This is a genomic window from Streptomyces roseoverticillatus, from assembly GCF_000719265.1.
Lineage (GTDB): Bacteria > Actinomycetota > Actinomycetes > Streptomycetales > Streptomycetaceae > Streptomyces > Streptomyces roseoverticillatus.
Genome location: NZ_JOFL01000001.1, coordinates 318,486 through 338,828, shown reverse-complemented (window position 1 = coordinate 338,828; position 20,343 = coordinate 318,486). Strand labels below are relative to the sequence as shown.

General features: G+C 74.0%; 21 protein-coding genes. 11 read left to right on the top strand and 10 right to left on the bottom strand.

The window, feature by feature from the left end:
- Positions 1-11: 11 nt before the first annotated feature.
- Positions 12-593: a TetR/AcrR family transcriptional regulator gene (locus IF61_RS0101515; RefSeq protein ID WP_030364318.1), complete on the bottom strand. Its 582-nt coding sequence runs from the start codon at positions 591-593 to the stop codon at positions 12-14.
- Positions 594-685: 92 nt separating this feature from the next.
- Between IF61_RS0101515 and IF61_RS0101510 the strand changes: the two genes are divergently transcribed.
- The 3 genes from IF61_RS0101510 (at position 686) to IF61_RS0101500 (ending at position 3,159) form a co-directional block, all read left to right on the top strand.
- Entirely contained in the window at positions 686-1,198 is a 513-nt protein-coding gene (locus IF61_RS0101510) for a hypothetical protein (RefSeq protein WP_030364317.1), read from the top strand.
- A 179-nt stretch (positions 1,199-1,377) separates the two neighbouring features.
- Positions 1,378-2,223: an SAM-dependent methyltransferase gene (locus IF61_RS0101505; protein WP_030364316.1), complete on the top strand. Its 846-nt coding sequence runs from the start codon at positions 1,378-1,380 to the stop codon at positions 2,221-2,223.
- 111 nt (positions 2,224-2,334) lie between these two features.
- Complete coding sequence (locus tag IF61_RS0101500) at positions 2,335-3,159, top strand: lysophospholipid acyltransferase family protein (protein ID WP_078659897.1); 825 nt, start codon at positions 2,335-2,337, stop codon at positions 3,157-3,159.
- Positions 3,160-3,239: 80 nt separating this feature from the next.
- On the opposite strand, the gene IF61_RS0101495 is transcribed toward IF61_RS0101500, so the two are convergent.
- Positions 3,240-3,872, bottom strand: a complete 633-nt coding sequence (locus IF61_RS0101495; RefSeq protein WP_030364314.1) for an AAA family ATPase — start codon at positions 3,870-3,872, stop codon at positions 3,240-3,242.
- Positions 3,873-3,916: 44 nt separating this feature from the next.
- On the opposite strand from IF61_RS0101495, the gene IF61_RS0101490 reads away from it, so the two are divergent.
- Positions 3,917-4,627 carry a hypothetical protein gene (locus tag IF61_RS0101490; protein ID WP_030364313.1) on the top strand — a complete coding sequence of 237 codons (711 nt, stop codon included), beginning with the start codon at positions 3,917-3,919 and terminating at the stop codon, positions 4,625-4,627.
- 253 nt (positions 4,628-4,880) lie between these two features.
- Here the strand turns inward: IF61_RS0101490 and IF61_RS0101485 are convergent, their stop codons facing one another.
- The 6 genes from IF61_RS0101485 to IF61_RS0101465 form a co-directional block, all read right to left on the bottom strand.
- Complete coding sequence (locus tag IF61_RS0101485) at positions 4,881-5,987, bottom strand: isoaspartyl peptidase/L-asparaginase family protein (protein ID WP_030364312.1); 1,107 nt, start codon at positions 5,985-5,987, stop codon at positions 4,881-4,883.
- 160 nt (positions 5,988-6,147) lie between these two features.
- Positions 6,148-6,930: a class I SAM-dependent methyltransferase gene (locus IF61_RS0101480; protein ID WP_030364311.1), complete on the bottom strand. Its 783-nt coding sequence runs from the start codon at positions 6,928-6,930 to the stop codon at positions 6,148-6,150.
- A 39-nt stretch (positions 6,931-6,969) separates the two neighbouring features.
- On the bottom strand, positions 6,970-7,083 hold the full coding sequence (locus tag IF61_RS37670) for an endonuclease domain-containing protein (RefSeq protein ID WP_078659896.1): 114 nt from the start codon (positions 7,081-7,083) through the stop codon (positions 6,970-6,972).
- 11 nt (positions 7,084-7,094) lie between these two features.
- Positions 7,095-9,236 carry a PIG-L family deacetylase gene (locus tag IF61_RS0101475; protein ID WP_245684357.1) on the bottom strand — a complete coding sequence of 714 codons (2,142 nt, stop codon included), beginning with the start codon at positions 9,234-9,236 and terminating at the stop codon, positions 7,095-7,097.
- Between the two features lie 346 nt (positions 9,237-9,582).
- Positions 9,583-10,341, bottom strand: coding sequence for a response regulator (locus tag IF61_RS0101470; RefSeq protein ID WP_078659917.1), 759 nt, complete (start codon positions 10,339-10,341; stop codon positions 9,583-9,585).
- Complete coding sequence (locus IF61_RS0101465) at positions 10,338-11,561, bottom strand: sensor histidine kinase (RefSeq protein ID WP_030364308.1); 1,224 nt, start codon at positions 11,559-11,561, stop codon at positions 10,338-10,340. Before IF61_RS0101465 ends, IF61_RS0101470 begins: the two co-directional genes overlap by 4 nt.
- Positions 11,562-11,742: 181 nt before the next feature.
- Between IF61_RS0101465 and IF61_RS0101460 the strand changes: the two genes are divergently transcribed.
- The 3 genes from IF61_RS0101460 to IF61_RS0101450 all read left to right on the top strand — a co-directional run bounded on the left by IF61_RS0101460 (position 11,743) and on the right by IF61_RS0101450 (position 13,979).
- Positions 11,743-11,994 carry a hypothetical protein gene (locus IF61_RS0101460; protein WP_052392306.1) on the top strand — a complete coding sequence of 84 codons (252 nt, stop codon included), beginning with the start codon at positions 11,743-11,745 and terminating at the stop codon, positions 11,992-11,994.
- A gap of 118 nt (positions 11,995-12,112) precedes the next feature.
- Complete coding sequence (locus IF61_RS0101455) at positions 12,113-12,661, top strand: hypothetical protein (protein ID WP_030364306.1); 549 nt, start codon at positions 12,113-12,115, stop codon at positions 12,659-12,661.
- Positions 12,662-12,818: 157 nt separating this feature from the next.
- Positions 12,819-13,979: an alpha/beta hydrolase gene (locus IF61_RS0101450; protein WP_030364305.1), complete on the top strand. Its 1,161-nt coding sequence runs from the start codon at positions 12,819-12,821 to the stop codon at positions 13,977-13,979.
- Between the two features lie 12 nt (positions 13,980-13,991).
- On the opposite strand, the gene IF61_RS0101445 is transcribed toward IF61_RS0101450, so the two are convergent.
- A complete protein-coding gene (locus tag IF61_RS0101445) occupies positions 13,992-14,195 on the bottom strand; it encodes a hypothetical protein (RefSeq protein WP_157848535.1) in 204 nt (67 codons plus the stop codon).
- Between the two features lie 41 nt (positions 14,196-14,236).
- Here IF61_RS0101445 and IF61_RS0101440 point away from each other — a divergent pair, with 41 nt between their 5' ends.
- The 4 genes from IF61_RS0101440 to IF61_RS0101425 all read left to right on the top strand — a co-directional run bounded on the left by IF61_RS0101440 (position 14,237) and on the right by IF61_RS0101425 (position 19,211).
- Positions 14,237-14,884 carry an ArsR/SmtB family transcription factor gene (locus tag IF61_RS0101440; protein ID WP_078659895.1) on the top strand — a complete coding sequence of 216 codons (648 nt, stop codon included), beginning with the start codon at positions 14,237-14,239 and terminating at the stop codon, positions 14,882-14,884.
- The gene (locus tag IF61_RS0101435) at positions 14,881-16,242 is read left to right on the top strand and encodes an MFS transporter (RefSeq protein ID WP_030364302.1); all 1,362 of its coding nucleotides are present in this window, start codon (positions 14,881-14,883) and stop codon (positions 16,240-16,242) included. The genes IF61_RS0101440 and IF61_RS0101435 overlap by 4 nt, the downstream gene beginning before the upstream one ends.
- Positions 16,243-16,298: 56 nt before the next feature.
- On the top strand, positions 16,299-17,468 hold the full coding sequence (locus IF61_RS0101430) for an alpha/beta hydrolase family protein (protein WP_030364301.1): 1,170 nt from the start codon (positions 16,299-16,301) through the stop codon (positions 17,466-17,468).
- A gap of 147 nt (positions 17,469-17,615) precedes the next feature.
- Positions 17,616-19,211, top strand: a complete 1,596-nt coding sequence (locus IF61_RS0101425; RefSeq protein WP_078659894.1) for an alpha/beta hydrolase — start codon at positions 17,616-17,618, stop codon at positions 19,209-19,211.
- A gap of 16 nt (positions 19,212-19,227) precedes the next feature.
- Here the strand turns inward: IF61_RS0101425 and IF61_RS0101420 are convergent, their stop codons facing one another.
- Complete coding sequence (locus IF61_RS0101420; protein WP_030364299.1) at positions 19,228-20,280, bottom strand: polyprenyl synthetase family protein; 1,053 nt, start codon at positions 20,278-20,280, stop codon at positions 19,228-19,230.
- Between the last annotated feature and the right edge of the window lie 63 nt (positions 20,281-20,343).

The following is a 20,343-nucleotide window of genomic DNA, read 5'->3' as shown; positions in this document are numbered from 1 at the left end:
GTCCCGTGACTTCAGCCGAGCAGTGCCGCCGTGCACTCCTCGGCGAGGTCCTCCGTGTGGGCGGGCAGGGGCTCGCCGGCCCGCAGGCGGCGGCGGACCAGCGAGAGCGGCAGGTCGATCACGGCGACGCTGACGCGTTCGGCCGCCGCGGGCCCCTCCGCTCCCAGGGCCGCGGCGAGGCCCGCGAGGGCGGCCCGTACCCGCCGGTGGCCCTCGTCGGCGCGGCGGGCGTGCTCCTCGGACCACTCGGCGCGTGCGAAGTCGGCGGCCCCGTAGAGCAGGAGCGCGGCCTCCTGCGGGTGGGCGCGGCTCCAGGCGACGGTGTGGCGCGCCGCCGCGGCCCCGGCCCGCCGGGGGTCGGGGTCCCCTCCGAGGACGGCGAACCAGCTTTCCTGGAAGCGCTCGACGGTTCGCAGCCACACCTCGGCGAGCAGCGCGGTCCGCCCCGCGAAGCGGTGGTAGACCGAACCGCTCGGTGCGCCCACCTGCTTGGCGACCGCGGACATCGTGACGCCGGCCGGCCCCGACTCCGCGGCGAGCCGCACGGCGGCGTCGAGGAGCTGGTCGGTGTCGAAGCGGGAAGGGCGTGCCATGAGTTGGAGATTACTCTCCACAATATTAGAGAGGAGTCTCTATAATCGGTCGAGACGTCACAGGAGAACGTCACGGAGGACCGGGGGGACCCATGGACGTGTATAACGTGCACGAACGCCTGCTGCCCGTGCCGGAGTGCGAGGCGGGCGCGCTGATCGACGGCCTCGCGAGCGACGGGGACCGGCTGTGGCCGCGCAGGTCCTGGCATCCGATGGCCTTCGACCGCCCTCTGAGCGTGGGGGCGGTCGGAGGCCACGGGCCCGTCCGCTACCGCGTCGCCGCCTATGTCCCCGCCACCTGGGTGCGCTTCACCTTCAGCGGGCCGCGCGGCTTCCACGGCTTCCACGAGTTCGCGGCCCTGCCCGCCGCCGGGACGTACGCCGCCGGGACGCACGCCGACGGGGACCACTCCGTCCTGCGGCACACCCTCGCGATGGCCGCCCGCGGCCCCGCCCGCCTCACCTGGCCGCTGTTCTGGCGGCCGCTCCACGACGCCTGTCTGGAGGACGGCCTGGACCGCGCCGAACTCGCCTGCACGGGCACGGTGGCACGGCCCGCCCGCTGGAGCCCGTACGTGAGAGCGCTCCGCGCCCTCGCCCGCTGACCACCGGCGCCGGCCCCGCCGGCCCCACGGACAGGGTCCGTTCGCGTCCACGCCGCAGCACAGGGGACTGCGGCGCGGGCGCGAACGCGGCCCGATCATGGCCGGTTCTGCCCTGTGGCCGCCCGCCGCGCGGCGGGCCAGGCTGATCACGAACCATCCCGTCAGCGAGGGGAGCATTTGTGACCGGCGACAACACGCTGCGCAGCGGCGAGGAAGCGACCCGCGAGTACTACGACTCCGGCGACGTCGACGCCTTCTACGACGCGGTCTGGGGCGGAGAGGACATCCACACCGGCATCTTCGCTCGACCCGGCGAACCCGTGGCCGACGCCTCCCGCCGCACCGTCGACCGGGTCGCGGACCGCCTCGCGCACCGGCTCGGCCCGGACCGGACGGTCCTCGACCTCGGATCCGGGTACGGCGGCACCGCCCGCCGCCTGGCCGAGCGCTTCGGCTGCCGCGTCGTCGCCCTCAACCTCAGCGCCGCCCAGAACGAGAAGCACCGCGCGGTCAACGCCGCGCGCGGGCTGGACGGCCTCGTCGACGTCGTCACCGGCTCCTTCCACGACGTGCCGTGCCCCGACAGCAGCTTCGACGCCGTCTGCTCCCTGGAAGCCTTCTGCCACAGCGGCGACCGGCCCAGGGTGCTGAGCGAGGCGGTCCGCGTCCTCAAGCCCGGAGGCGCCCTGGCCTTCACCGACATCATGGCCGCCGAGGACGCGACGGCGGAGGCGCTGCGCCCGGCCGTCTCCCGCCTCGGCGTGGACGCCCTCGCGACCCCGTCCTTCTACCGGGAGCGGCTTGCGGAACTCGGCCTCACCGGCACCGGATTCGACGACCACAGCGGCCAGCTGGTCACCCACTACGACCGGCTGACGGCCGAGACGGCGGCGCGCACGGCGGAGCTCGGCGGCCGCATCAGTGCCGCCTACCTCACCCACCTCAACGAGAACCTGCCCGTGTGGGCCGACGCCGCGCGCCGCGGCCTGCTGCGCTGGGGCGTCCTGCACGGCAGCCGCCCGTAATCGTCAGTGACCGACCGGCCACGCTCTGGCTTGATTTGCCTTCTCCCCCTGATCGATACCCGCGAGTAGCGTGCCCCGGCGCGGGGGCCTCTCTGGGAGAAGGGCGTTGGCATGTTCTATAGCGCGTTCAGGGCTGTGGTGCTCGTGCCGCTGCTGCGGTGGCTCTTCCGGCCGCGGGTCGAGGGCCTGGGCCGGGTGCCGCAGCACGGCGCGGCGATCGTGGCGGGCAACCACCAGTCGTTCACCGACCAGTTCCTGATGGGAGTGGTCCTCCGGCGGCGGATCAGCTTCCTGGCCAAGCAGGAGTACTTCACCGGCCGGGGCCTGAAGGGCCGGCTGGCCGCGGCCTTCTTCCGCGGGCTCGGGGCGATACCCGTCGACCGCTCCGGCCGGGCCGCCGGCCAGGCGGCCGTCGACGAAGGCGTGCGCGTGCTCGGCCGCGGCGACCTCCTCGGCATCTTCCCGGAGGGCACGCGCTCCCACGACGGGCGGATGTACAAGGGCAAGGTCGGCGTCGCGGAGATGGCGATCCGCTCCGGCGCGCCCGTGGTGCCGTGCGCGATGATCGGCACGTTCGAGGCGCAGCCCGCGGGGCGGCGGCTGCCCCGACTGGTCCCCGTCACGGTGCGCTTCGGCGAGCCCCTGGACTTCTCCCGTTACGCGGGCATGGCGGACAGCCGGCACGTCCTGCGGGCGGTCACGGACGAGATCATGTACGCGATCCTCAAGCTCTCCGAGCAGGAGTACGTCGACATGTACGCGGTCGACGCCAGGGCGCAGCTCACCGCCCACGGCTCCGGCCCCGCCCGCGCGGACGCCGCCGGCGCCTCGCAGCTCGCGCCGGTCCCGGACCGCACGCCCGGCGACCGCACGCCCGGCGACCGCCCGGCCGCCGCCCGGCACGCGGCGCCCGGAGAAGGACGCCACGCGGCGTAGGAGACGCAGGAGAGCGGCCGGGCCGCTGCGGGGACCGGTACGCCGGACCGCCGTCGGGGCCCCGCCGGAGCGGGCGGGGCTCAGTCGAAGCGGATGTGCCTGATCCCCGTCCACGCCCGGCGCAGCCCTCCCCGCAGCGCACCGTCGGTGTCCGGGGCGAGGGTCAGGCCGGCCGCACCCGCGACGGCGTCGGCGACGGCCGGGACCGTGAGCCGGTCGGTCCACAGGTGCGCGGCGAACTCCGGTTCGCGCAGCCGCTCCAGGCACCGGTCGAGCATCGACTCGGCGAAGCTCCCCCGCCGCCCGGGCGCGGTGCGGCCGGTGGCCACCTGCAGGGCGTGCACCACGGAGCGTTCGCGCAGGCGCCGCAGCACCGTGGCGCGCGTGGCCATGAGGGTGAAGTGCCGGACGTCGTGACCGCGTTCGCGCAGCCGCCCGACGGTCTCCCGGAAGACCTCCGGCTCCACGACCGTCATGGGCACGATGACCGGCCCGCCGTGCTCGCGGAGGGCCAGATCCAGCACTTCGTACACGCCCTGCCGCCAGGCCGGGAAGTCCTGGAAGTCGCCGCGCAGGGCCGGCGGAACCATCCGGTGCAGGCCGAACCCGACGTGCTCGGGGTCGCAGATGACGCTGCCGGGCAGGCGCCGCCGGAGCTCGTGCGCGGTCTGCGTCTTGCCGCCGCCGAAGGGGCCGTTGATCCACAGAAGCATGCCCCGGACCCTACGCCGGGGGCGTTCCCGTAGGCTCCCCGCCCATGAATGACGATGTGCGGAATATCGTTCTGGGCCTGGTCGCCAGCGGGATCAGCGCTGCCGCGGGCTGGTTCGTGAGGACACAGCTGTGGCGGCGCCAACTCCGCCGCAAACGCGCTTTTTTCGGCCTCTCCATGGGCTCGGAGTGTCTGCTCGTCGTCAACCAGGACCCCACCGCAAGCGGCTGGGGCGTCGCACGTCACGACGCCTTCGCGCTGCTGGAGATCTCCGCGCTGATCAAGGAGTGCGGGGCGCACGCGGACATCGTGGTGCACGACGCTGCCCGCCAGGGGATCGGCGTCCGGACCGAGTTCTGCGTCGGCGGGCCCGTGTCGAACCGGCGCACCGAGGCCCACCTGCGCTCGCTGTTGCCCGGGGTCGACGTGAACACCGTGCACGAGAGCCCCGACGAGGGCGCGTTCACCGTCGGCGGCGAGACATACCGGATGGACAAGGGAACGGCCGAGTACGCCCTGCTCGCCCGGCTGGCCGGGCCCGGCGGGAGCAGGCCGGTCTTCCTCGTCTCCGGCCAGCGCAGCGTTACCAACCAGGCGGCCATAAGGTACCTGGCCCAGCACCACACACGGCTCGCCCGCCAGCACGGGCTCGACGGCACCTTCTGCCTGCTGCTGAAGGTCGTGAACTCGGACGCGTACGGCCCGGACATGGTCGAGCTGGTCGCCGACGTCACGGCGGCGGCCACCGCCCGCTGACCCGGCACCGCCGACGCGCCCCCGGGCTGCCGGCCCCCGGCCTCACCCGAACCGGCGGCACCGGCCGGAGCGCCGGGCAGCGGACGACCCCGGGGGATCCGGACGGCTCCGTGCGGCTGCGCGCGCACGTCCCCGGCGCCGTCGTCCGCCCGGCGGCCAGGGCCGGTACTCGCTCCCGAGCGCCTGCCCATGTACCTGTACGGAACGGTGAGCTGCTGCCCGTCCGTAGTGCTCGGCGCGCTCTTCACTCGCTTCACTCGCCGGGGAACACCTTCGTGACCACCTCGCCGTCGGCGGTCAGATATCCGTAGAGCATGCCTTCGCTGCTGTACGGGGCGGCGAGCACCCCCTGGGGGTCGAGCGCGATCACGCCGCCCGTGCCGCCCAGGGCGGTCAGCCGCTCGCGCACGACCTCGTGGGCGGCCGAGGCCACGTCCCGGCCGCCGAACTCCATCAGGTGGGAGATCGTCGCGGTCGCGGCGCCCCGGAGGAACACCTCGCCCTGCCCCGTCGCGCTCGCCGCGACCGTGCCGTTCTTCGCGTACGTGCCCGCGCCGACGACGGGGGAGTCGCCCACCCGGCCCGCCATCTTGTTCGTCATCCCGCCCGTGGACGTCGCGGCCGCGAGGTCCCGCCCGCGGTCGACGGCCACGGCGCCGACCGTGCCCATCGCGGCCTCGCCGGCCGCCTCCGCGCCCACGGCCGGCGTCCGCCCGCCCCTGCTCCGCTCCTTGGCCTTCATCAGGCTGTCCCAGCGCGCCTGTGTCCAGAAGTGGTCCTGGGTGACCGCCGGCAGGCCGTTGCGCGCGGCGAAGTCGTCGGCGCCCTGGCCCGCCAGCAGCACGTGCGGGGTCCTCTCCATCACGAGCCGGGCCGCGGAGACGGGGTTGCGCACGTGCCGCACGCCGGCCACGGCCCCGGCCGCCTGGTCCGAGCCGCGCATGACCGACGCGTCCAGCTCGTGCCCCGCGTCCTCGGTGAACACCGCGCCCCGGCCCGCGTTGAACAGCGGGTCGTCCTCCAGGACCCGTACGGCCGCCTCGACCGCCGCCACACTGCCGCCGCCGTCCCGCAGCACCTTCTGCCCGGCGCGCAGGGCGCCGGCCAGCCCGTCGCGGTAGGCCTTCTCCGTACGGGCGTCGGTGTCCTCCCGCCGCAGCGCGGTCCCGGCGCCGCCGTGCACGGCCAGCACCACCCCGGTGGCCTCCGGCCGGGACGGCGACCCGCGGCCGGGGCCGACCGCCACGGACGTGGTGGCGGCGGGCTCCGCGGCCGGCTGCGACAGTGCCGGGAGCGCCGCCACGACCGCCACCAGGGCGGCGAGTACGGGAACGATCCAGAGTCTCGAACGCACGCGCATGGGCCCTCTCCTCGCTCGCTCGGTGTCCCGCTCACCTTGCCGAGGACAGGGGCGCGACGGAACGGGATCCGGGGAAACGGCCGGGAACGGCCGGGAACGCCGCCTTGCCGCCGCGTGCGGAGGCGTCACCAAGGTCTCGCACGGGCGTGCGGGCCTCGGCTTACACGGGCTTGCGGGCCTCGATGAGGAAGCGCGACGAGTGGGCGACGAAGGGGCCGTCCTCCCGAATGCGTTCGTGCAGCTCGCGCAGGCGGTCGCGGTACTGCTCGACGGTGAAGCCGGGAACCATCCAGATCACCTTGCGCAGGAAGTAGATCACCGCGCCGACGTCGAAGAACTCCATGCGCAGGGTCTCGGCACGCAGGTCGACGACGCCGAGCCCGGCGGCCTCTGCCTCCCGCCGCTCGTCGTCGGGGTGGCGCCTGCGCCGGACCTCCTCCGGCTGCGGCCCCAGGAAGTACTCGACCAGTTCGAAGGCGCTGGCCGGGCCCACGTGCTGCGCGAGGTACGCGCCGCCGGGCCGGAGCACGCGGGCGATCTCCTCCCACCACACGGTCGCCGGGTGACGGCTGGTCACGAGGTCGAACGCCTCGTCGGCGAAGGGCAGCGGCGGCTCGTCGGGGTCCGCGACCACGACCGCCCCGAGGGGGTGCAGCAGCTTCGTCGCCTTGGCGACGTTGGGCGGCCAGGACTCCGTGGCCACCATCGTGCGGGGCAGCCGGCGCGCGCCGGCGAGGACCTCGCCGCCGCCCGTCTGGACGTCGAGGGCCGCGTCCACGTGGGCGAGGCGCTCGCTCATCGTGCGCTGATAGCCCCAGGACGGACGCTGTTCGGTGGCCCGGCCCTCCAGCCAGGAGAAGTCCCAGCCGGCCACGGGGACGGTCTCCGCCTCCGCGACCAGCTCGTCGAAGCCGCGCTGTACATCAGGGTTATCGGATGGCATATCAGAAGTAATACCCCAAAGGGCCTGGATGGCCTCCAGCTAAGCGGCTGCCGCGCGCAGAAGCTCAGGGTTATCCCGGAACTTGCCGGTTCCCTGGTTGCATGCTGTGCACAACAGAGCGCGGACGCGGTGCGGGGCTCCAAGGCCTGACACCGGCTACGGGCCTACGACTCCGCGTTCGTACGGGCGGCCTTGCCGTCGTGCGTGATCCAGTCCGTGAACGCGTCCTTGCCCGTACCGCGCAGCCGTGCGCTGCTGAGCCGGTTGTCCAGGCCCATGACGACGACGACCGGATTGTCCTTGCCGTCCAGTGCGACGCCGGGGACCCCGCGGTGCGGGATGCCGTCCTTGCCCCACGGGCCCGGCCGGCCCGAGCCGGCGGACAGCCGGACGCGGCCCTTGGCGTCGTGGTCCGTGAGGACGGTGGTGTTCCCGGCCTGGGCCACGGCGACCCGGCCGTGGCCGTGGAGCGGCTCGCACTGGGAGGAGATCCGCCAGCCCTTGTCGTCGCCGAGCCGGTCGGCGACGAGAATGCGGGAGGTGTCCGGCTGGCGCATGGCCATGCGCATGCCGCCGTTCGCGAGGGGAACGAGGGACAGCGGGCCGGTGGCGGCGGGGAGCTTCGTGGGCTCGGTCATCTGCAGCGGGGCGCCGGGACCCTGCGACATCCAGTGGTGCACGGTCTTCGTGTCGGCGGCCACGAGGTGGATCCGGCCCTGGCTGTCGAGGGCCGCGTCGAGCCCGTCCTCGGTCTTCACCGGCGGGCCGGACGTGGGCAGGGTCTCCCAGTCGGAGAAGTCCTTGCCGCCGGAGCCGCTGCGGAAGGCCACCTCGCCCTCGAAGGTGCGGACGAAGACGTGGACCGTGCCGTCCTTGCCGGCGGCGGCCACCGGATAGCCCATCTCCATCGTGCGCTCCGGGTCCTGCTCGGGCGAGCCCAGCGACTCCCAGGGGCCGAAGGCCGGGGTACCGCCGTTGCTGCCGGTCTGCAGGGCGGTGACGACCTCGCGCCGGTGCGGCTGGTCCTTCGCGGGCAGCACCGTGCGTATGGAGAACAGCTGGAGGGTGCCGTCGGACTGGCGCAGCGCCTGTATCTGGCCCTCCAGCATCGAGCCGCCGACCGACGTGGGCGTGGACCAGACGCCGCTGCCGGCCTTGGCCTCGGTCCAGCACTGCGCGGCGCCGTCGAGGAGGCCGAACGCCGCGAGGCGGCCGTCGGGCAGCGGCTGCACCCAGCGCATGGTGCCGGGGGCGCGGTGGCGGCAGTTGCTCGACCAGCCGTGGTACTTGGTCCGCGAGGTCTTGCCGACCTTGCGGTCGCCGCAGCCCGCGTCGTCGCCGCAGTCCTTGCCGTCGGCCCAGCCGTAGGTGTCGAGGAACTTGAGCTTGTGGTCCGTGGTGGCCTTGTCGAGGTTGCTGGGGAGGTGGGAGACCTCGTAGCCGACGTAGCTGTCCACGGCCGTCGGGCGGGCGTGCTTGCGGCCCCAGTACTCGGCGAGCGCGGCCTGGGCGAAGAACGCCGACGTGGTGTGGTCCTGGTGGTCGTACTTGGCTATGCCGCGCAGGACGGGCGGGGTGTTCGGGAACTCCGGCGGCTTGGGCAGGTGCGTCGGGTTCGGGTCCAGGGTGCGGACCACGGTCGGCTGGTAGCGCTCGAAGATCGCGACGAGGGTGTTGATGACCTGCTGGCGGTCGTACTGGAAGGTGCGCTTGACCGGGCTGCCGGCCGGCAGCAGCGTCGTCAGCCGGGGCGTCGCCCCGAGCCACAGGCCGCGCAGGCTGTCCTTGCGCGGGTTGCGCAGGGTGCGGGCCTCGACCAGCTCCAGGAAGATCAACTGGACCTGGGGGGCGGCGCGCAGCGTGTGGAGCTCGACCTGGACACCGGGCAGGAGGGACAGCGGCTCGACGGTCCAGGGGCTGAGCCAGTCGCCGGTGGCCATCTGGGCGGTGGCCTCGCGGAAGCCGTTGAGCCGGGCGCGGACGAATTCGCCGCGCTTCTCCGGCAGCTGCTTGTAGCCGCGGGCGTTCGACAGCTCGTTACGGCCGTCGGACTCGCCGCCGGTGAGGCATACCGTGACGGAGGGGCCGCCGCCGAGGATCGACTGCTCCAGCTCCGGGTTCATGAAATAGAGGGAGTCGTCGGGGTGGGCGATGACGTGCACGAACGACTCGGAGGTCGTGGCCTTCGCGGGCCGCACCGGGGCGCCTTCGTGCCCGGGCTTCTTCTTCGCGTCGGGTGCGAGCCACTGCCAGGCCCCCACCGCGCCCGTTCCGAGGACGATGCCGCCGCCCGCGACCTGGAGCACGCGTCGGCGCGGTATGTGCCCTGGCACAGGTATTCCCCCAACTCTGCTGCGCTGGACGCGCAGTGGAAAAGCGAAAGGGCGATTAGAACTAATCGCCCGTGGATCGTGAGTTCGATCTTATGAAACGCAACCTGCTGTTTCCCCGCTGTTTTGTAACAGCCGTACGTCGGCCGCATGTAGGTTCGTGCGCGGTTGCGCAACGCGGACCGCGGCCCCGGGCGGAGGTCACCGACGGTTGCCCGGTGGTAGCGGAACGGCTTCTGGAGACGGTTCCCGGAGGGAGGACGGAGCCGGGGCCCGAGGAGGTTCCGGCGGCAGGACCTCAGGGGCCGTGGGCGGTGGAGCCTCAGGCTTCCGCGTCGAGGCCGCCCGCGTCGTGGACGAGCAGGGCGATCTGCACCCGGTTGTTGAGGCCGAGCTTGGTGAGGATGCGCGAGACGTGCGTCTTGACCGTGGCCACGCTCAGGTAGAGCGCGCGGGCGATCTCCGCGTTGGACTGCCCGCGGCCCACTGCGACCGCGACAGCCCGCTCCCGGTCGTTGAGCAGGGCCAGCTGCGCGCGTGCCCGGTCGCCGCGGGTGTCCTGCTCCTGCTGCTGCTCGTGTCCCGTGACCCGGGCGATCAGCTGCTGCGTCACGGCGGGGGAGAGGACCGGCTCGCCCGCCGCGACCCGGCGCACCGCCGCGACGATCTCGGCCGGCGGGGTGTCCTTGAGGACGAAGCCCGCCGCCCCGGCGCGCAGGGCCCGCAGTACCTGCTCATCGGCGTGGAACGTGGTCAGGACGATGACCTCCGGGGCCCGCTCGCGGCTGCGCAGCTCCTCGGTCGCGGCCAGGCCGTCCATGGCCGGCATGCGGATGTCCATCAGGATGACGTCGGGCGCGTGCCGGTCGACGAGCGCGGCGACTTCCGTGCCGTCGGCTCCTTCGCCGACGATCCGGAGGTCGGGCAGGCCGCCCAGCATGAACGACAGCCCGGCCCGCACGAGCGGATCGTCGTCGACGAGCAGGACCCGGATCGGCGGGGTCCGGGGCGAGCCGGGGCCGCTCGGGGCCGCCGGATCCTGGGGGAGCCCGGGGCTGTGCGGGCGCTGCGGGGCGTTCATGGCCGCCACGGTAGCCAGCCGTGGACGCGGAAGCCGCCGTCAGGGGTGGGACCGTGCGCGCAGCGGCCGCCGGCGAGGGCGGCGCGCTCGGCCAGCCCGATGAGACCCTGCCCGGATCCGGGCACGGATGCGCCGCTCCGTCCCGTGGACCCGCCCTTCGCGCCCGTCTCGCCCTGCTCGCCGCCCGGCGGGTTGGTGACCTCGACCGTCAGGCCCGTCTTCGGGGAGCCCTCCACCCGGACGCTCACCTCGGCTCCTTCGGCATGCTTACGGGCATTGGTCAGCGTCTCCTGCACGATCCGGTAGACCGTGCGGCCGGTGGCCTCCGGCACCGCGGCGGCGTCGGCCACCCGCTGGTCGAGCGCCACTGCCATGCCCGCCTGCCGGGACTCCTCCACCAGCTCCTCCAGCGCCGCCAGAGTGGGCTGCGGACGGTCGCCACCGCCGTCCGCTCCGGGGGCGCGGAGCACGCCGATCACCTCGCGCAGCTCCTCCAGGGCCTGGTGGGCGCTGTCGCGGATCACCCCGGCGGCCCTGGCGACCTCCGAGGGAGGTGCGTCCGGCCGGAACTCCAGCGCGCCCGCGTGCACGCACAGCAGCGACAGCCGGTGCGCGAGGACGTCGTGCATCTCGCGGGCGATGCGCTCCCTGGCCAGGCGCTGCGCCTGCTCCGCCCGGAGCCGGGCCTCCGCCTCGGCGCGCAGGGCGCGCTCGCGCAGTGACAGGACCAGCTGGCGCCGGGACCGGACGAACATGCCCCAGCCGATGACCGTGAGGACCAGCAGCACGCCCGTGGCCGTCGCCACGAGGAACGGCAGGTCGGGGTCGGGGCGCACGGCCGCCTGCACCGGCTCGCTGATCAGGGCGAGCCCTCCCACGGCGGCCACGGTCCGGAACGGCCGGTGCACCGCCACGGTGAACACGGCGACCAGCATGGCCCCGGAGGCCGGGGGCACGAACGTGCTGACCACGATGAGGGTCACGGCGAGGGGCACCGGCCACCGGCGGCGCGTCCACAGGGCGACGCAGGCGACGGCGCCCACGATCTGGTCGGCGGCGAGGAGCGCGGGCGAGACGTCCGGGTCCTTGCGCAGGGCCTCGGCGGCCAGTATTCCGATCACGGCCGCGAGCGCGAGGCAGAGGATGTCGACGGCCCAGTCGCGCAAGCTGCGCGCCGTGCGCGGCCGCTCCTCCTTCATCGCCCCTGCTGTCCCGTTCATGAACAGCCAATTTACTGAGCCGGCGGAGGGGGCGGGGGCGCCGGACGGCGGTCGTGTACCAAAGTCGCAGGAGACGAGACTTTGGATGGTCCCGGGGGTGCGGCAAAGGCTACTTCGGCCGGTGGTGCCGGAGCCTTCCGGGCGATGACCGGGGCCGGCCGGCGGCCCGAGCATGGCAGGCATGAAGAAGACGCTCGAAATCCTCGGCTTCATCCTCGCGCTGCAGGGCCTGGCCGGCATCGTCCACGCCGTCACCGGCTGGTTCCGGTACGGGGTGGTGGTGCGCCACCTCGGCTTCCTCGACGGCTACGAGGTGTACGCGAGCATCGTGCTCGCGGTCCTCGGCGTGAGCATGCTCATAGCCTCCGACAAGGCCGGCGCCTGGTCCGGCGACCGGTCAGGGACCGAGTCCGGCGGCCGGACGCGCACCTGAGGGGGGCGGCCCTCCGGCGGTTGCGTGGCCGGTTCGGGTTGATGCGGCAGGGGAGCGGGTTTCCGTAGGCTCGTCGTTACAGGCGCGTATGTCCCGCAAGCGGCCCCAGGGGGTTGACGTGTTGTACGCATTCGGCTTCGAGCGGCTCGGCGTCGTGGTGAGCGACCTCTATTTCGTCGACCCGGATCCGCTGCCCGGGCAGGCGACCCCCGAGCGAGGGGTGCGCCTGGAGCTCCGGCTCTTCGAGCGCGGCGAGCCGGCCGGGTCCGTCTACGCCGCGCGGCCCATCACGATCGCCCGCCCGCTGTGGCGGGTCGACCTGCTGCAGGATGCGGACGCCGCCCCGGCCACCTTCGACCGCACGCACCACCACCCGGACTTCAACGGCTGGATCCCCGGCCCGCGGGTCTTCGTAGAGGAGCTGTCCGCCGATCCGCTGGTCTGGCTGGCCGGCAAGCTCTCCGACGTCCCCGGTCTGCTGAAGGAGACCGGCATCTCTCCGGGTGAGCTCACCGAGGCGGATGCGGCCGGTCTCCGCGCGGCCGTGCCCGAGATCGCGGACACCGTCCGCCGGCTCCTGGAGCGGGTCTGGGCCGGTGAGCTCGGCCGGCCGGCGGGCGGTGACGGTTCCGGGCCGGTCACCAGCGCGCGGGTCAGCTGGTTGTAGCGGATCGGCCGTGCAGCCGCCGCTGCCGGCGGGTCCCACTGTCGGCAGCCCCCTACTGAGGTATCACCCCAGGGTTGGCTCCCAGGGGTGACGTCGTCCCCGGCGTGCTCTTCCTAGCTTTCCCCCTGTCACCACACAGGGCGAGGGAGAGACGTTCATGGGCCGCTTCAAGCGCACGCTGGTCGCCGCCGCGCTGGCCACCACGGTCGTCGCGGGTACGGCGGGCTGGGCCGCCGGCAGCGAGCAGACGGCCGTCACCGGTCCGCCCGCGGGTGCGGCGGAGTGGCGCGCGGACCACTCCCTGCACCGCACGCTGCCGGACCCCGCGACGGCGGCCCCGCGCACGGTCGCCGCGTTCTTCGCCGGCCTCACGGAGGACCAGCGCAAGGATCTGGCGGCCCGTCACGCCCTGACCGTCGGCAACCTCGACGGCGCGCCCGTCACCCTGAGGTACGAGGCCAACGCCTGGGCGATAGCCGCCGAGCGGGAGAAGGCGCTGGCCCGGGCCGGGAACTCCGGCCTGCCGCGCGCCGTGCGCGAAGAGGCCCGGAAGCGGGCCGACCACTGCGAGCGGCTGCTCGCGCCGGGCCGGCGGATCCTGGCCTTCGACCCGCGGGGGCGCGGCCAGGTCGCCGAGGTGTTCGGCGACCTGGCGACGGCCCGGCACACCGCCGTCGTCGTGCCGGGATCGGACATCGACCTCGCCGGCTTCGACCGCACGCACGACCGGTACGGCACCCCCGCCGGGATGGCCGTAGCGCTGCGGTCCGAGATGGAGCGCCGGGCGCCCGGCACCCCGACGGCCGTCATCGCCTGGGCCGGCTACACCACGCCCGTCGGCCTCGGCGTCGACGCCGCCACCGGCCGGCTCGCGCAGGCCGGGGCGGTCCGGCTGGAGCGCCTGCTCGCCGGGCTGGCCGCCGCCGCGGCCTCGCCCGCGGCGCCGCCGCCGGCCGTGTTCTGCCACAGCTACGGCTCGGTCGTCTGCGGGCTGGCCGCGCCCTCCGTCGACCGCAGCGAGGCCGCCGACCTCGTCGCGCTCGGCAGCCCCGGCATGCGGGCCGGTTCCGTGAAGGAACTGCACACCGGCGCCCGCGTGTGGGCGGCCGCGCGCAACTCCTCGGACTGGATCGGCAATGTGCCCAACGTCGACCTCTTCGGCCTCGGCCACGGCACCGACCCGACCTCCCCTGAGTTCGGCGCGCGCGTAGTCCCCACCGGCGGCGCCCACGGCCACACCGGGTACTTCGCGCCCGGCACGGACTCCCTGCACAACTTCGCGGACATCGCCCTCGGCGCGTACGCCTCGGTCCGCTGACCGCGCCGGGGCCTACGGCTCCCGCAGCGGGGGAGTGGCGCGCAGCACCGCGTCGAGCAGCCCGGGGAAGCGGGCGTCGAGGTCCTCGCGGCGCAAGGACATGGAGCACGCCCGGCGCGGGGCCTTCGTCAACCTCTCCTCGTACACCGCCTTCGAGCCGCTCGGCGTGATCCCGGTCAACTCCGCCCTGCGGGGCGCACTCACGGCGATTGCCAAGGTTTCTTTGCAAAGAAACCTTGGCGGTCTAGTCTGAGGCCATGACCGATGCGATCCTCGATGCCAAGGGACTGCGCGCCCTGGCCCATCCCGTGCGGGTGCAGCTCGTCGGGCTGCTGCGGGTCTACGGACCCTCGACCGCCACCCGGCTCGCCGAGCGGCTCGGCGTCGCCTCGGGCGCGACCAGCTACCACCTGCGGCAGCTCGCCGACGCGGGCTTCGTCGTGGAGGACACCGGCCGGGGCAACGCCCGCGAGCGCTGGTGGCGCGCCGTCCACCAGGTCACCCGGATCGAGGGCGACGACCTCGCCGAGCAGGAGCCCGAGGCCATGCTCGGCTTCCTGCAGGGCGTGGCAGCCGGCCACACCCTCCGCGCCCAGCTGGCCACCGCCGCGTACCCCGGCCTGCCGCGCCCCTGGCGCGAAGCGTTCGACATGAGCGACTGGATGCTCCGGCTCACCCCGCAGGAGGCCGTGGAGCTCGGCGGCGAACTCCGGGCCGTCGTCGAGCGGTACCGGCAGCACGCACCCGGTGCCGACGCCCCCGCGGACACCGAGCGCGTCTCCCTGATCCTGCAGCTCCTGCCGGATCCGGCCGCGGTGGACGACTCCGAAGACGCGCAGGATGACTCCGAGGACGTACAGGACGACGCCGAGAGCGCACAGGGCGCGTCGTGGAGCGGCGCATGACCGGGTCCGTTCCGTCGCCGCCCGGCCCGATATCCGGGCGCAGCATCCGCCCCCTCGCCGGCGTCCTCGCCGCGACCGCAGTCTCCCTGACCGGCACTCGCGTCTCGGCGATCGCCCTGCCGTGGTTCGTGCTCGTCACCACCGGCAGCGCCGCGCAGACCGGGCTCGTCGCCTTCTGCGAGATGACTCCGTACGTGCTGGTGAAGATGTTCACCGGCCCGCTGGTGGACAGGGTCGGACCGCGCGTCATCTCGTGGTCGGCCGACTCCCTCAGCGCCGTCGCCGCCGCGCTGATCCCCGCGCTCCACGCCTTCGGCCTGCTGCCCTTCTGGCTCCTGCTCACCCTCGTCGCGGTGATCGGCGCCGTGCGCGGGCCCGGCGACCTGGCCAAGGAGATCATGGTTCCGGAGGCGGCCGAGCGCAGCAGGGTCCCGCTGGAGCGGGCGACCGGCCTCTCCGGCGTCACCGAGCGCCTCGCCTCCACCGTCGGCCCGGCGGCCGGCGGCGCGCTCGTGGCCCTGCTCGGCCCCATGGCCGGCATCGTCGTCAACGCCGTCTCCTTCGCCCTGGGTTCGCTCGTCATCGCGCTCGTCCTGCCCCGCGGCATGGGCCGCGCCGTACCGCCCGGAAACGAGCCACCGGGCGGTACGGACGGTGACACTGCGGGCGCCCCGGCGGGCGAACCGGCAGGCTACTGGCGCCGCTTCGGCGAGGGCTTCACGTTCCTGCGCGGCGAGCCCCTGCTGCTCACCGTCATCGTCATGGTCGGCATCACCAACCTCCTCGACGCGGGCTTCGCAGCCGTCCTCGTCCCCGTGTGGGCCGAGCGGTCCGGGGACGGCCCGGCCGTCATCGGGCTCACGAGCAGTGCCGCGGGCATCGCCGCGGTCTGCGGCAGTCTCGTCGCCGCCGCGCTCGCCCACCGGATGCGCCGCCGGCCCGTGTTCTTCGCCGGATTCCTGCTCGCGGGCGCGCCGAGGTTCGTGGTCCTGGCCTGCGACGCGCCGCTGTGGGCGGTGCTCGTCGTCTTCGCCGTCAGCGGCTTCGGCGGCGGTTTCCTCAACCCCATCCTCGGAGCCGTCTCCTTCGAGCGGGTGCCGCGCGGCCTCCTGGGCCGGGTGCGGGCGCTCGGCGACTCCCTGGCCTGGGCGGGCATCCCCCTGGGCGGCCTGCTCGCCGGACTCGCCGTCACCTCCGCCGGGCTCGCGCCCGTCCTCCTGGCGGGCGGCGCGCTGTACTTCCTCACCACCAACCTGGCCGGCCTGCGCCCGGAATGGCGCGAGATGGACCGCGGCCGCGGCCGCGCTGCGAGGAGCTCGCGTACGGAGCGGCCCGAGGACGCCGCCGCCCTGCAGTGATCACGTCCGACCTGCGGCCGATGCCCGGCACACCCCGGCCGCATAGCCTGATGATCATGATGTGGAAATCGCGGAAGATAACGCGGCGGTCCTTCGTGGCCGCCGCGCTCCTCACGGCCTTCGCCGTACCCCAGCTCCCGGCCGTCGCCGCCGCGGCGACGGTCCCGGCCGTGGCCCCGGCGGCGCCCGGGCGGGCCGGCACCGAGACCCCGGACCGGCTCCCGGCACCCACCGGCAAGGAGCCCGTCGGCACGAAGACCCTGCACCTCGTCGACACCTCGCGGCCGGACCCCTGGAAGCCCGCCGCCGGCAAGCGGGAGCTCATGGTCACGCTCTGGTACCCGGCGCGGCACCAGGGGGACCGGAACGCCCCCTACATGTCGAAGCAGTTGTCCAAGGCGTGGCTCGGCAAGGAAGACCTGGCCGGTATGCGCACCAACGCCACCGCCGGCGCCCGGCCGGCCGGCAAGCCCCGGCCGCTGGTCGTCCTCTCGCCGGGCTTCGGGATGAGCCGTGCGTCGCTCACCGGGCTCGGTGAGGACCTGGCGTCCCGCGGCTACGCCGTGGCCGCGGTCGACCACACCTACGAGGCCCCGGTGGAGTTTCCCGGCGGGCGCATCGAGGCCTGCGAGATCTGCCAGAAGTACGACCTCCTCCCCGCAGTCGTGCCGAACCGGTCCAAGGACATCCGGTTCCTGCTCGACCAGTTGACCGGCCCCCGCAGCCCGCTCGCCGTCGACGCCCGCCGGATTGCCGTGGCCGGGCATTCCATCGGGGGTGCGAGCGCGGTGCAGGCCCTCCACGACGACCCGCGCGTGGACGCCGCCGTCAACCTCGACGGCAACTTCTTCGGCGAACTCGCCGGCGGGGTGAACAAGCCGGTGCTGCTGATGGGGGCCCAGCGCGGTGAGCTCGCCGAGCCCAAGGCGAACTGGGAGCAGACCTGGAAGCAGCTGACGGGCTGGAAGCGCTGGCTCGACGTCCCCGAGGGCGGGCACATGACCTTCACCGACGCGCCCTGGCTCGCCGACCGGTTCGGCCTGCCCGACGGGACGCCGCCGGCTGACGTCAAGAGGGGATACGGCACCCTGCACGGCCCCCGCTCGGCCGCCCTGACCCGCGCCTACGTGGGCGCGTTCCTCGACCGGCACCTGCGCGGGACCCCGAGCCCGCTCCTCGACCGGCCGTCCCCGGCCTATCCGGAAGTCACCTTCCTGCAGAAGTGACTCACCCGAGGTAAGCCATCTTCCTGTAGAGGGAGCAGCGGGTCCCGGGGTGGTACCAGTGCCACCCCGGGAACGGATACCAGAGGGATCGTCCACGGCACCGCCGCCCGGGAACATCGAACCGTCAAGAAAAGCCCAGGAGGTTCGATGTTCGAGTCCAGGAAGTCGCGGCGGGCCGTCTCCGCCGTGTCGGCAGCAGTGGCCGTGGTGATCGCAGCAACCGCCCTCTCGGCGGGGACCGCGGCCGCAGCGCCCGGGGCGGCCGGTCCGTCGTACACGGCCGCAGCGTCGCACACGGCCGGCGCGGTGACCGTGCCTGAGCGGTACGCCTCCCAGAAGCTGGACTGGAAGCCTTGCCCCGAGGTCGCGCCCGGCCTGGAGTGCGCGCAGATGACCGTCCCGCGCGACTGGCACGACCCGGACGCGGGCAAGGACCTCACGATCGCCGTGTCGCGCGTGAAGGCGGGCGATCCCGCCCACCGGCGCGGCGTGCTGATGATGGCCGCCGGCGGCCCGGGCGGCTCCGGCCTCAAGCGGCCCGCGGGGCTCGCGAAGGCGGCCCCCTCCATAGGCGCCGTCCACGACATCGTCAGCTTCGACCAGCGCGGCGTCGGCGCGAGCACACCGCTGCAGTGCCAGACCCAGGAAGAGCTCGACGCCTTCTTCGCGGGGGACTTCCGCGACCGCTCACCCGAGGCCGTCCAGCGGGTCCTCGACAACTCCCGCAAGCTCGCCGAAGCCTGCGGCGCGAAGCACGGCGACCTCCTCCCGTACATCACCACCGAGCAGACCGTGCGCGACATGGACCTCCTGCGCTCCCTGCTCGGCGAGCGGAAGATCTCCTACTACGGAGCCTCCTACGCCACCATGGTCGGCGCCTACTACGCCTCCGTCTTCCCGCAGCGCGTCGAACGCGCCGTCCTGGACAGCAACATCGCCTTCGACGGCACGTGGGAGGAGTTCGAGACCGGCCAGCCGAAGAGCTTCCAGCGCCGCTTCGAGCAGGACTTCCTGCCCTGGCTCGCGAAGAACGACGCCACCTACCACTACGGGAAGACCGCCGCCGAGGCCAAGGCCACCTGGGAGCGCCGCCGCGGCGCCCTGCATGACCGGCCGCTCGGCCTCGACGGAGGGAAGACCAAGGGGAAGACCGTCGACCCCAACCGCTTCGACAGCGGCACGATCCAGGCCGTCTACAACTCGCAGCAGGGCTTCCCCGGCCTGGCGACGGCCCTGGCCGCGCTGGAGCACTGGGACTCCGCCACGGCCGCGGAGCGCCAGATGGCCGACAGGGTCTTCGGCTCGTACCTCTCCCCGAACTTTTTCGCCGAGTTCCTCGCCGTGACCTGCGCCGACACGGCCTGGAGCCGTGACCCGGAGCACTGGGTCCGGCGCAGCGCCGAGGACATCGCGAAGTACCCCCTGGCCGGTGCCCGGGAGCTCGCGTTCTCCGCCACGTGCGCGGCGTGGCCCACGGCCCCCGGCCCGCGCGTGAAGATCACCGGCAAGGGCGTGCCGCCCGTCCTGATGCTCAACTCCCTGCACGACCCGGCCACGTACTACGAGGGCGCGCAGCGCGCCCACCGGGCCCTGCGCGGCTCGCGCCTGGTCACGGTCCCCGGCGGCGACCACGGTGTCTACGGCGACGGCAACGCCTGCGCCGACGGCATCGTCGACAAGTACCTCCTGTCGGGGGAGCTGCCCGCACGGGACGTCACCTGTGAGGCCGCACCGGCCAAGTAGCGCAGCCCGGAGCGCCCTACAGCTGCCGCTCCAGGAGATGTGCGGAGAGCGCGACGAGCTCACCGGTCGCGCTCTCGGCGAGCCCCGCGCCGCGCAGGCAGGCCTGCGCGGCATCGGCATGGCGGCGCGCTTCCTCCAAGGCGAAGTCCCGGCCGCCCGCGGCCTCCACCAGGGCCGCCGCACGCTGCGCGGCAGCGGCGTCCGGTGCGGTCTCCGAGCCCAGCAGCCGGGTCAGTTCCCGTCCGGTCGCACCGCCGCCCCGGGCGACGGCGGCGAGCACCGGCAGGGTCTTCTTCCGCCGCAGCAGGTCGCTGTGCACCGGCTTTCCCGTCGTGAGCGGGTCGCCCCAGATCCCCAGCAGGTCGTCCACGGCCTGGAACGCCACACCGAGCCGCCGGCCCGCCTCCGCGAGCGCACCCGTCTGCAGCGCGGGGGCACCCGCGAGGACCGGGCCCAGCGACAGCGCGCAGCCGAGCAGGGCGCCGGTCTTGCGGCCGGCCATCGCCTCGTACTCCGGTATGCCCACGGCGTCCGGCCCGGCCCACGGCCGGTCCTCGAACAGCAGGTCGTCGGCCTGCCCGCGCACCAGCTCGCCCAGGCAGTCCGCGAGGTGCGCCACTGCCCGGCCCGCGTGCCCGCCCTCGGACCCCGCCACCGTCTGCACGGCGAGCGCGAACAGGGCGTCGCCCGTCAGGACCGCCGGGCCGGTGCCGAACGCCTTCCACGCCGCGTCACGGTGCCGCCGCCGCTCGTCCCCGTCCATGATGTCGTCGTGCACGAGCGAGAACGTGTGCACCAGCTCGACGGCGACCGCCGCCTGCACCGCAGTCTCCACCGGTGCCCCCACCGCCTCCGCGCCGAGCAGGGCGAACGCCTGGCGGACACCCTTGCCGCCGGGGGACGCGCCCGGAGTGCCGTCGGCCTCGCACCAGCCGAACGAGAACGCCGCCATCCGGCCCGGCAGCGGATGCAGCGTCGCCACGGCGGCTCTGAGCGCCGGCTCCACCAACTCCCTTGCACGGGCCGTCGCCGGGGGCGCGGGGGCGGGGAGGCTGGTCTGCGTGGGCATGGGGCTTCTCTTTCCTGTGGTGGGCCCGGCGTGGGGAGCGCCGCGCGGGCGGAGGGCGTACGG

Excerpts from the sequence above, each read along its gene's own strand:
- IF61_RS0101515 (WP_030364318.1), bottom strand. The coding sequence starts at position 593 with ATGGCACGCCCTTCCCGCTTCGACACCGACCAGCTCCTCGACGCCGCC.
- IF61_RS0101510 (WP_030364317.1), top strand. The coding sequence starts at position 686 with ATGGACGTGTATAACGTGCACGAACGCCTGCTGCCCGTGCCGGAGTGC.
- IF61_RS0101500 (WP_078659897.1), top strand. The coding sequence starts at position 2,335 with ATGTTCTATAGCGCGTTCAGGGCTGTGGTGCTCGTGCCGCTGCTGCGG.
- IF61_RS0101495 (WP_030364314.1), bottom strand. The coding sequence starts at position 3,872 with ATGCTTCTGTGGATCAACGGCCCCTTCGGCGGCGGCAAGACGCAGACC.
- IF61_RS0101490 (WP_030364313.1), top strand. The coding sequence starts at position 3,917 with ATGAATGACGATGTGCGGAATATCGTTCTGGGCCTGGTCGCCAGCGGG.
- IF61_RS0101485 (WP_030364312.1), bottom strand. The coding sequence starts at position 5,987 with ATGCGCGTGCGTTCGAGACTCTGGATCGTTCCCGTACTCGCCGCCCTG.
- IF61_RS0101480 (WP_030364311.1), bottom strand. The coding sequence starts at position 6,930 with ATGCCATCCGATAACCCTGATGTACAGCGCGGCTTCGACGAGCTGGTC.
- IF61_RS0101470 (WP_078659917.1), bottom strand. The coding sequence starts at position 10,341 with ATGAACGCCCCGCAGCGCCCGCACAGCCCCGGGCTCCCCCAGGATCCG.
- IF61_RS0101465 (WP_030364308.1), bottom strand. The coding sequence starts at position 11,561 with ATGAACGGGACAGCAGGGGCGATGAAGGAGGAGCGGCCGCGCACGGCG.
- IF61_RS0101460 (WP_052392306.1), top strand. The coding sequence starts at position 11,743 with ATGAAGAAGACGCTCGAAATCCTCGGCTTCATCCTCGCGCTGCAGGGC.
- IF61_RS0101450 (WP_030364305.1), top strand. The coding sequence starts at position 12,819 with ATGGGCCGCTTCAAGCGCACGCTGGTCGCCGCCGCGCTGGCCACCACG.
- IF61_RS0101440 (WP_078659895.1), top strand. The coding sequence starts at position 14,237 with ATGACCGATGCGATCCTCGATGCCAAGGGACTGCGCGCCCTGGCCCAT.
- IF61_RS0101435 (WP_030364302.1), top strand. The coding sequence starts at position 14,881 with ATGACCGGGTCCGTTCCGTCGCCGCCCGGCCCGATATCCGGGCGCAGC.
- IF61_RS0101430 (WP_030364301.1), top strand. The coding sequence starts at position 16,299 with ATGATGTGGAAATCGCGGAAGATAACGCGGCGGTCCTTCGTGGCCGCC.
- IF61_RS0101425 (WP_078659894.1), top strand. The coding sequence starts at position 17,616 with ATGTTCGAGTCCAGGAAGTCGCGGCGGGCCGTCTCCGCCGTGTCGGCA.
- IF61_RS0101420 (WP_030364299.1), bottom strand. The coding sequence starts at position 20,280 with ATGCCCACGCAGACCAGCCTCCCCGCCCCCGCGCCCCCGGCGACGGCC.